Origin of the sequence: Methylophaga sp. UBA1464 (assembly GCF_002325665.1) — a bacterium.
Taxonomy (GTDB): Bacteria; Pseudomonadota; Gammaproteobacteria; order Nitrosococcales; family Methylophagaceae; genus Methylophaga.
This window is the reverse complement of sequence record NZ_DCSO01000088.1, coordinates 2,940-13,066: the sequence shown is the minus strand read 5'-3', so window position 1 is coordinate 13,066 and position 10,127 is coordinate 2,940. Positions and strand designations below refer to the sequence as shown.

Here is a 10,127-nt window from a genome sequence, read left to right as displayed (position 1 = left end):
TGGATCACCACGACTCACCATATAACCCGCCATCAAACCACCAGTCAGTGACATGATGAAATTGAATGTAATGGCTGAAAGCGTCGTTGGCATCAGATAGATATTGGTCGTTCCCATCCGCAATGCACCTTCTGTACCGATATCAATGATGGGAATATTGCAGGCAGCATAAAAGCCCCAGAACCCGGCATAGATAAGCAGCAGACCGAAACAGGATAACCATGGGTTGTGACCTTTAATGTCACGGATTTCACCATTTGGTCCGAACTTACCAATACGGGGTCCCAAAACAATGGCCAATGCCAGACAGGCACCACCAGCCACACCATGAATAACACCGGAGGCATAGGCATCATGATAGCCCATCAACTGCACCATCCAGCCTTCTGCATGCCAGCCCCAAGAAGCATCGATTACCCAGGTCACTGAACCGACCAGTACAGCAATAACCAGAAACGCACCGGTTCTTACCCGTTCAATTGCCACCCCGGAAACAATCGCAGCGGCTGTCCATGAGAACAACAGGAAGGCTGCCCAGAACACACCACTTATATTGTCTGAAAGATTAGGTCCCATAGACTCAGACCACGGTAATGCAGCCGCAGTAAAGTCATTACTGATTAATGGGCCGAATATTCCCGGACCCGCATTGAAGGCCCAATACATCCACCACGAAAACAAAAACCAGGTAATCGTCACCAGTGCCAGCACCATAACGTGCCGTATGATTGTCTGGTTAATGTTCTTACGTCGGGTGGCTCCTACCTCGTATGCACATAATCCTACATGTATCAAAAACATCATTACTACCGTTACCCAGTAGTAAAACTCAGTAAATATCGTTATTAAACCGCCTAACTCAGTACCCATCGGCTCTCTCCTCCAAATGTCTGTTTTACTTTATGTTTTCTTTGAGCGGTAATCATCCTCACCGACAGAACACTTCAGTAAAACGAGTTGTGGCTTACGCCTTTTTATTAAACATATCCCTACTCTTATATTAAGTAGAGAATCACATAGTCATTAAAAGTTATAAACAAAATTTAATGCCATGATCGACACTAACGTATTAGTTTTTAAAAAAGGAATACTCTAAATGGTGTACCCCTAAGGTGGTAGGCGTTTATTTCTTTACAAAAACACTGGGGACAAGCTTAAATTCCACAACAAAACAAACCGTAAAAATTAAATATATTAGTTCTTATACTCAATGAAAATATTTATATTTATGTTACTTTTGCGCAAAATAAACTGAATTTTCCTGCATATAACTTGAGGGAATAAAATGAGATGAAGTTTTATCTGACAACTATAAAAATTATCACAATGTGGATACAAAACAATATGTTAAATAACAATATCAAATAACATACTATGAGGTGAAAATTGGAGGGAGAGATAATATCAGACTGGAAAGATTAAGCTAAATAATTACAAAAAAAGCACATAACTAAACATATATAAAAACAACGAATAATCGCCTCAGAAAAACCTGCTTTAAAAATAAATACAAACCTATAAAAAACAAAGCAAAATCACTTAATTTAAATATTTAGTTATTTCTAACTAATAAATTACTCATATACACATAAAAAAAGGACCAATACTATAGCGTCATAATAATTAAGATAACGGGGTAAGTTTATCCAAATTAATTAAACACCATAGCACTGGTCCTGTTCTGATGAACTACAAAATACCGATTAATTATTAACCCATATTATTCCCTGGAATCCAGTTTGTACCTGCCAGTGGAACCCTCGCCATTGCAGCGGATTCTACTGTTAAGGCCACCAGATCTTCAGGTTCCAGATTACGCATATCATTTTTGCCACAGGCGCGTGCCAGCGTTTGTGCTTCTAACGTCAGTACACGCAAATAGTTAGCGATACGGCGTCCACCTTCGACAGGGTCCAAACGCTTACTCAATTCCGGATCCTGAGTGGAAATACCGGCTGGATCGCGACCTTCATGATAATCATCATAAAAACCGGCAGCTGAACCAATCGCTTTGAACTCTTCATCATATTTAGGATCGTTACATCCCAGGGCGATCAAGGCGGCTGTACCAATAGCCACTGCATCTGCACCCAAAGCCATACACTTGGCTACATCGGCACCGTTACGGATACCACCGGAAACGATCAGCTGTACTTTACGGTGCATACCCATTTCCTGCAGCGCCTGAACCGCTTGAGGAATTGCCGCCATAGTCGGAATACCGACATGTTCGATAAAGACTTCCTGGGTTGCCGCTGTACCACCCTGCATACCATCAACAACAATGACATCAGCACCGGCTTTCACTGCCAGCTTCACATCATAGTAAGTACGAGTCGCACCAACTTTGATATAGATAGGCACCTGCCAGTCAGTGATTTCGCGTAATTCAAGGATCTTGATCGCTAAATCATCCGGGCCGGTCCAGTCTGGATGACGACAGGCACTGCGTTGGTCAACACCCATCGGCAAGGTACGCATTTTGGCAACACGTTCGGTAATTTTCTGCCCTAATAACATGCCACCACCACCGGGTTTGGCACCTTGTCCCAAGACCACTTCGATAGCATCCGCTTTACGCAGGTCATCGGGGTTCATACCATAACGTGATGGCAGGTACTGATAGACCAGTTTACTGGACTGACCACGTTCTTCCGGCGTCATACCACCGTCACCGGTCGTTGTTGATGTGCCCACTGCAGAAGCACCACGACCCAACGCTTCTTTCGCATTGGCAGATAAGGCACCAAAACTCATACCGGCAATGGTGACCGGCGTTTCGATAACGATCGGTTTTTTGGCAAAACGGGTGCCCAATGTGACCTGGGTATTACATTTTTCACGATAACCTTCCAGTGGATAACGCGACATACTCGCGCCCAGGAATAACAAATCATCAAAATGCGGTAATTTGCGTTTCGCACCCCAACCACGGATATCGTAGATGCCGGTATCCGCTGCCCGACGTATTTCGGACATAGTCGCCCGATCAAAAGTCGCTGACTCACGGAGTTCAGTAGTATATTTTGTTTTCTCGCTCATAATAGATTCCTCGTAAAATCAGCATTAATACGCCGAAGCGTTATCGACTTTGAAGTTGTATAGTTGGCGCGCAGAACCATAACGTTTGAAAGCGTGGGGATCTTCCTTGATACCAGCGCGTTCAAACAGCTCAATAAGCTCTTCAATATGCTGAGGTCTCATCTCTTTCTCGACGCAGTCCGCACCCAATGACTTCACTTGGCCTTTAACGTAAATGTGAACTTCATACAATGAATCACCCAACGCATCACCAGCATCTCCGCAAACCACCAGCGTACCTGCCTGCCCCATAAAACAGCTCATGTGGCCGACACTACCGGTCACGACAATATCCGAACCTTTCATGGAAATACCGCATCGTGAACCGGCATCACCTTCTATCACCAACAGCCCACCGATTGAGGTCGCGCCAGCAGATGAAGAGGCATTGCCTTTCACGCGTACACTGCCTGACATCATATTTTCAGCCACGCCTTGACCGGCACTACCATGAATCACGATATCGGCTTCTTTATTCATGCCACCACAGTAATAACCGGCATGCCCCTTGATATCGATTTTCAGTTTCTGGTCAACGCCAACAGCCAGATTGTGCTGTCCTTTAGGGTTAAGCACTTCCCATTCTGTTTCGGTGCATGCTGAGGCCTGATCATGTAAGGCCTGATTCAAATCACGTACCGTCTCTTTTGCTAAATCAATTGTTTTCATTGTGTTCCCCTTAAGCACTTCTGATCAGTTACTACCACGTTCCCAAACGTAGATAGTTGACGGTTCCGGTTCCCAAACTTTGGCGTTTTCAATGCCAGGTAAGGTCGTTAATGCCTGATATTCCGACGCCATCGCCACATAGTCATCGGTTTCTGCAATGACCGCCGGTTTGCAGGCAACAGGATCACGCACCACTGCAAATCCGTCTTTAGTACCGATGGTAAATGTGTAGAAACCATCTAACTCTTTTAAAGCGTTTTCCAGGGCTTGATGCAAAGAATCACCCTGTTGCAAACGATAGGTCAGATAACCCGCTGCCACTTCAGTGTCATTCTCGGTATCAAAATGAATACCATTGCGTTTCAGTTCCTGACGCATACGGTTGTGGTTAGACAAAGAACCGTTATGCACCAGACACAGATCCATCCCAGTTGAAAACGGATGGCTTCCCGCCATGGTCACCGCTGATTCAGTCGCCATACGGGTATGGCCAATAATGTGTGAACCTTGCATCTTGTCCAGATTGAACATATTCACAATACGTTCTGGCAGGCCGACTTCCTTGAGGATTTCAATCGAACTACCGGCACTCATAATCAACACATCCGGATGGTTTTCACGCAGATAGTTCTCGACCAAATCAGCGTCAGCTTCCACTTTGAAAACAGCAACTTTATTGTTCTGAAACCAATCAACTTTAGTAACCAAGGCTTCTTCAATCGCTTTGGCCAAAGCTTCCCAGTCATAATTTTCATCTTCATGACGCAGGGTGAATTTGATACCTGACTCGACGGCATCACCATAAATGGCAAAACCGGCACTATCAGGACCACGTTCTGTCATCGCAATCATCATTGGGGCAAACAACTCACCCAATCGACTTTGATATTTATCATTTTTTAAATAAAGACCAACAATTCCACACATTAGATTTCTCCTAAAAATTCTAACTAGTCAGCTGCTTAATAAAATTCAGCGTAACGATCAATTTCCCAGTCAGAGACATGCCGCATATATTCCACCCATTCCATGTGTTTCAATTCCAAAAACTCATTTGCCAGTCCTTCGCCCAAAGCCCCCTTAACGACACTGTCTTTTTCAAGTGCCAGCAATGCTTCATGCAAATTCTGAGGTAAGATATTGATACCTTTTTCTCTCAACTCCATCGGGCTGAGGTCATAAAGGTTGGTGTTGTGACCCTCGCCCGGATCGAGCTCTCTTTCAACACCATCGAGACCTGCAGCAATAATCGCCGCCGTGGTCAGGTAAGGATTGCATGAGCCATCCGGTAGTCGCATTTCAATGCGGCCGTAAGGAATACGCACCATGGTAGAGCGATTGTTATCGCCATAAGTGATGTAAGCCGGGGCCCAGGTTGCACCCGATAAAGAACGACCTACCACCAGACGTTTGTATGAGTTAACGGTGGGGGCTGCTAAGGCACACAATGCCGGGGCATGTGCCAGCAGACCAGCCATAAAATGGTAAGCCATCTTGCTCAGGCCATGTCCGGCCGGATCACTGTCATCATGGAACAGACATTTTTCACCATCACCAATCGAAATATGCAGATGCATACCATTACCGGGACGGTTACTGAAGGGTTTTGGCATGTAGGTACAAATCATGCCCAATTCATTGGCAATCTCACTGGCTGCCATCTTGAACATAATGAAATCATCTGCACTTTTCAGGCAGTCTGCATAGGTATAGTTAATTTCGAACTGACCGTTAGCATCTTCGTGATCAATTTGATAAACATCCAGACCGACTTCAATCAATGATTCAGTCAGTTTTTCCAGGAAGACACTCTGACGTGTGATGCCTTTATAGTCATAGCAGGGCTTCTGCAACGTGTCGCTGTCTTCAAACGGATGAATGTGACCATACTCATCTTTTTTGAGCAGCGAAAATTCAGGTTCAAGACCGGTAAACATCGTCCAACCACGGGCTTCAAGTCGCTTTATCTGATTTTTTAATACAACACGAGAATCGAAGTTATAGGGTTCGCCATTGACGTGTCCGTTACAGATAACTCTTGCATAACCAGGCTGCCATGGAATAAGTGACAAGGTCGATAAATCACCCATCGCCATGTAATCAGGACCGTTTGGCTGGATACCCATGCCACAGATAGCACCACCGGCAAAACCCGCACCGGTTTTAATGATGTCTTTAAGATGTGCAGAAGGGACCGATTTAACCTTGGCCACGCCATGAATATCGACAAACTGTGCTAGGACATATTTGACGTTGTTGTCTTTAATAAATTGTTCGGCCTGTTCTAATGTTTTCATCTCTTTTTGCTCCTGGTTATCGGTGATAGGCTGGCTAGGTTTGGTTTCAGGTTCATATTTCATAGCTTGCCTTCTGGATTGATTTATTCAGCAACGGGTGACTTAATTACTATTGAAAAACTGGTTGAATCCAACCGGTCCGCCGCCTAACTCTTTGATAATGTCCAACAGGGTTTCCCACAAATAAACGCCAAAAGTACCATCGCACCAGAGACGCATCAGGGACTGCCCTGCAACTTCCTGTCTGAGAACAATCACAGAGACACCTGCTATTGAGGTCATCGCCAGTCGATTGTCAGCCAGCATTGGCCCGCTCAGATCAATTGCACATACCTGGGCCAGTAGCTCATCAAGCAACTCACCACTCAAAATAAAAGACGCATCATTACGTAAAACAACATGAACGCCATCGCCACTTTGCAACTGTTCACTCAAACCTTTGCATTGCTGAACACCAATCGGATCTTCCAGCAGGAATTCACTGCTACCCAGGCGCATGACCAGTGTCTCGTCATGACGACTCCAGCTGTTTGCTGAAGCAGGCAATTCGACACCTTTTGCCTTTAAGGTATCAGCAGCGGCGGGCCCCTTGATAGCAAAACGTGACAAGCAGCTGACATCACAGATCGTCAGTTTTGCCGCATGACGACTTTCCACATCCGGATCCGCATAGCGATTCGCAATCGCCATACCGTTGATAAAACCCAATTCAGGTTTCAGAGACGTCTGGGCAAACGCAACTGAACTTTGTAATACAACATTTTGCATATGCCGACTCCTTAACCCTGACTCAAACTTAGAAAAGCGTCTTCTACTACTTCAGCCATTTCCATCCGTCCACTATCAGTGCGGATGGCAAACTGATTCCCTGCCTTGGCCTGCTCAGGCAGCACAAAGGCGAAGCCAATCACCCGGTTTACATATTCACTGAAAGAAATACTGGTTACCCGGCCGGCAATCTCGTCATTTTCAATCACCAGATTGCATTCCTTGGGCATTTCACTGAAATTCTTATCCAGGACAAACCTCACCAGTTTTTTCTTTAATGGTTTTTTCTGCAGGATTTTCAGGCTGCGCTGGCCGATAAAGAAGGGTTTATCCATTGCGACCAATGAATCTGCATGTGCTTCAAACGGATTAGTCAGGCCATCAGTGTCATGACTAATTAAATGATGACCCATTTCCAGACGCAGCAGACGCTGAGCATCGGTACCAAATGGACGGATACCATAGGTTTTTCCCGCATCCATAATTTTCTGCCAGACATGTAAACCGGCACTGGACGGGACATGAATTTCAAACGCCAGATCCGAGACAAACGCGACTCGCATCACTCTGGCTTTAACCCCGGCTACTAATGCTTCCCGATATGCGCCCTGTGGAAACGCCTCATCCAGCAAATCCAGCTCAGTCACTTCACTGAGAATGGAACGGGATGAAGGACCAGCCAGTGTCATAGCAGACATCACGCCTGTCAGGTTGACCAGCGTGACCTGCATGCCCCAAAGCTGCAGGTTACGTTGCATTTCACGGTAAACCGTGGCGGCATTGGATGAGTTGGTAGACACATAAAACTTGTCTTGATCCAGTCGTACTGCTACACCATCATCAACAATGACCCCGGCTTCATCCAGCAACATTGCAATACGGCTGTTACCGACTTTCTGACTGGCAAATTTGCCGGTATAAAAACGCTCCAGAAACGCAGCAGCATCTTTGCCGAAAACTTCGATTTTGCCCAAAGTACTGCCATCAATCATGCCAGCGGATTTGCGAACCGCCAGTGCTTCCTGTTGCACAGCCTGCTGGTTGGATATTTTTACGCCTGCAGGCAGATAGTAAGCTGGACGCATCCATACACCGGCTTCCATCATCACTGCGCCTTCTTTCACATGCCACTCATGCATGGCAGTCAGACGATGTGGATGAAAACCACGGCCCCCGAGGTGACCAATCGGTGTTGGATGGAAAAATGGTCTTGCCGTCGTTGAACCAATTTTTTCAACGGGTAAATCCCGGATACGCGCCAGAATACGAATGGCATTCATATTGGAATGTTTGCCTTGACTTGGCCCCATACCCACTGTGGTAAACCGTTTCATCAACTCAATATTGTCAAAACCTTCCTTCGCCGCATTGATAAAATCCTTGACCTGGATATCTTCATCAAAATCAACAAAGTTTTTAGCTTTGGGGTGATTCACAATCGGATAAGGATGGCTGGGGGAATTACCACGATGAGCGGTAACCTCAACTGGCGAAACAGTCGTTTTACCAAGATAGCGTGACGCTTCAGCCCCTGCCCGTTTGCCATCCTGCATCCGTTGCTCAAGTTCGAATATGCCGTTCACTTTACCGGCAGCAAATACACCATCAGGTAATTGATTTGGTACAAACTGCTGAACAGCCTCGTCATAACGCATCTGAGTACCGGCCTGATAAAGCAAAGCCGCTGCAGGTGCCCAGCCAGCACTCATCGCAACACCATCACAATGCAATACGACTTGCTGATGAAGATCCGCTTCAGCGGTGGCTTCATCATAAGCACAGACGACAACCGCACTGACACCCATTTTGTCAGATGTCGGCACCACTTCGTAAATACAACTGCCCAGATGCACGGCGATACCCGCCTGTTTGACTTTTGCTGTCAAATCACCATCAGCACCCGTCTGGCGCATATCAATAACAGCAACTATTTCCACATTGGCAGCAGCCAGATCCAGTGCCGCCCGATAACCATAATCATTAGCGGTAACGACTATGCCTTTTGTAAAGGGTTTAACGGAATAACGATTAACAAGACGTTGTGCCGCAGAGCTGAGCATCACACCGGGTAGATCGTTATAGCGAAATACAGGTGGTTGTTCAAAAACGCCACTGGCCACAATGATCGATCCGGCACGAACTTTCGTTATACCGCGTTTTTCAACAATGGGAACCAGATGGTCAGTGTAGTAACCACCCGCATAAGCATCCGCAATCACCCGGATATTGGGATGATTGAGCACATTTTCTGTGAGCTGTTTTAACAAAGAACCGGTATTAACGTCAGCGGCCATGTCATAGGTCAAACTACCGCCAATTTTGCGATTTTCATCGACCAGAATAACCTGACTGCCAGCATCAGCTGCTTCGAGAGCTGCAGATAGTCCTGATGCCCCCGCTCCAACGACCAGCACATCGCAATGTGCATAGCGTTTGGCGCGAGTGATTCGCGGATAGTTAAAATTGACTTTCCCCAGACCAGCCGCTTTACGGATCTTGTCTTCCCAGAATGGAAACATCCATTTAGGTTTATGGAACGTTTTGTAATAAAAGCCCACCGGCAGAAACGCCGATATCTTGTCGATATACCGACCTTTATCTTTTAATACACCACCATCGGTATTGACTGCCGTCAGCTGCATACCGTGGGTAACCGGGATCACATCTGCACGTATATTGGTGTCCTGACCATCGGTCATCAATGCATTGACATCATGATTGGCAAAACTCAATAAACCACGGGCACGGTGATATTTAAAACTGCGACCCAACACTTTAATGTCTGCAGCCCAAAGTGCACTGCTGATGGTATCGCCTTCATATGCTTCGATTTGTTGGCCTTCATATTCGAAGGTCAAGGGCATATCACGGTTGATCCATTCATTCTCTTGTTCAGCGATACGCAATGTCATGCCTTATTCTCCTGACCGTAAAGATAGGTCCTGCTGACTTTGTCAGTCAGTGTGTTTCTCTCTGCAATAAACCAGGTGCCACTTGGGCCGTGGTACCACCACTCTTTTTTCAATCCCGGCGCACCATGGCGATGATGCACATAAGTGGCCCACTCTTTATCACTGCAGGTATCTGCGTCTGGCATCTCTCTGTATTCCCCGCCATAGGTAAATTCACTCACCGGGCGGATGCCGTTAACTGGGCATTGAAGTAATTTCATCTTGCTATCCCTAAATCAGTGGCCGACCGAGGCTGCGCCTTTTTCACCGGTCAGCTCATAGTCTTCAAATCGTGATAAACGGAATGATCTGATCATATCCGGAGCCATATCTCTGGCGATGGTTTCAGCCATGGTCTTGC

Annotated in this window: 8 protein-coding genes; all 8 read right to left on the bottom strand. The window is 46.1% G+C overall.

All coding sequences use genetic code 11. The features are described from left to right. Nucleotides 1–870: ammonium transporter (locus B3O33_RS11390; protein WP_414673294.1), on the bottom strand; the 870-nt coding region annotated here is incomplete at its 3' end. A gap of 840 nt (nt 871–1,710) precedes the next feature. After that, nucleotides 1,711–3,042 carry an FMN-binding glutamate synthase family protein gene (locus B3O33_RS11385; RefSeq protein WP_292361791.1) on the bottom strand — a complete coding sequence of 444 codons (1,332 nt, stop codon included), beginning with the start codon at nt 3,040–3,042 and terminating at the stop codon, nt 1,711–1,713. A 24-nt stretch (nt 3,043–3,066) separates the two neighbouring features. Next, a complete protein-coding gene (locus tag B3O33_RS11380) occupies nt 3,067–3,750 on the bottom strand; it encodes a protein glxC (RefSeq protein WP_292361790.1) in 684 nt (227 codons plus the stop codon). A 24-nt stretch (nt 3,751–3,774) separates the two neighbouring features. Next, nucleotides 3,775–4,677 (bottom strand): class II glutamine amidotransferase, encoded by a 903-nt coding sequence (locus B3O33_RS11375; RefSeq protein ID WP_292361789.1) that lies wholly within the window; start codon nt 4,675–4,677, stop codon nt 3,775–3,777. Between the two features lie 35 nt (nt 4,678–4,712). Beyond that, nucleotides 4,713–6,110, bottom strand: coding sequence for a type III glutamate--ammonia ligase (gene glnT, locus B3O33_RS11370; RefSeq protein ID WP_292361788.1), 1,398 nt, complete (start codon nt 6,108–6,110; stop codon nt 4,713–4,715). Between the two features lie 39 nt (nt 6,111–6,149). Beyond that, a complete protein-coding gene (locus B3O33_RS11365; protein ID WP_292361787.1) occupies nt 6,150–6,815 on the bottom strand; it encodes a sarcosine oxidase subunit gamma in 666 nt (221 codons plus the stop codon). Nucleotides 6,816–6,826: 11 nt separating this feature from the next. Next, nucleotides 6,827–9,727: a 2Fe-2S iron-sulfur cluster-binding protein gene (locus tag B3O33_RS11360; protein ID WP_292361786.1), complete on the bottom strand. Its 2,901-nt coding sequence runs from the start codon at nt 9,725–9,727 to the stop codon at nt 6,827–6,829. Further along, on the bottom strand, nt 9,724–9,987 hold the full coding sequence (locus B3O33_RS11355) for a sarcosine oxidase subunit delta (protein WP_292361785.1): 264 nt from the start codon (nt 9,985–9,987) through the stop codon (nt 9,724–9,726). Before B3O33_RS11355 ends, B3O33_RS11360 begins: the two co-directional genes overlap by 4 nt. Between the last annotated feature and the right edge of the window lie 140 nt (nt 9,988–10,127).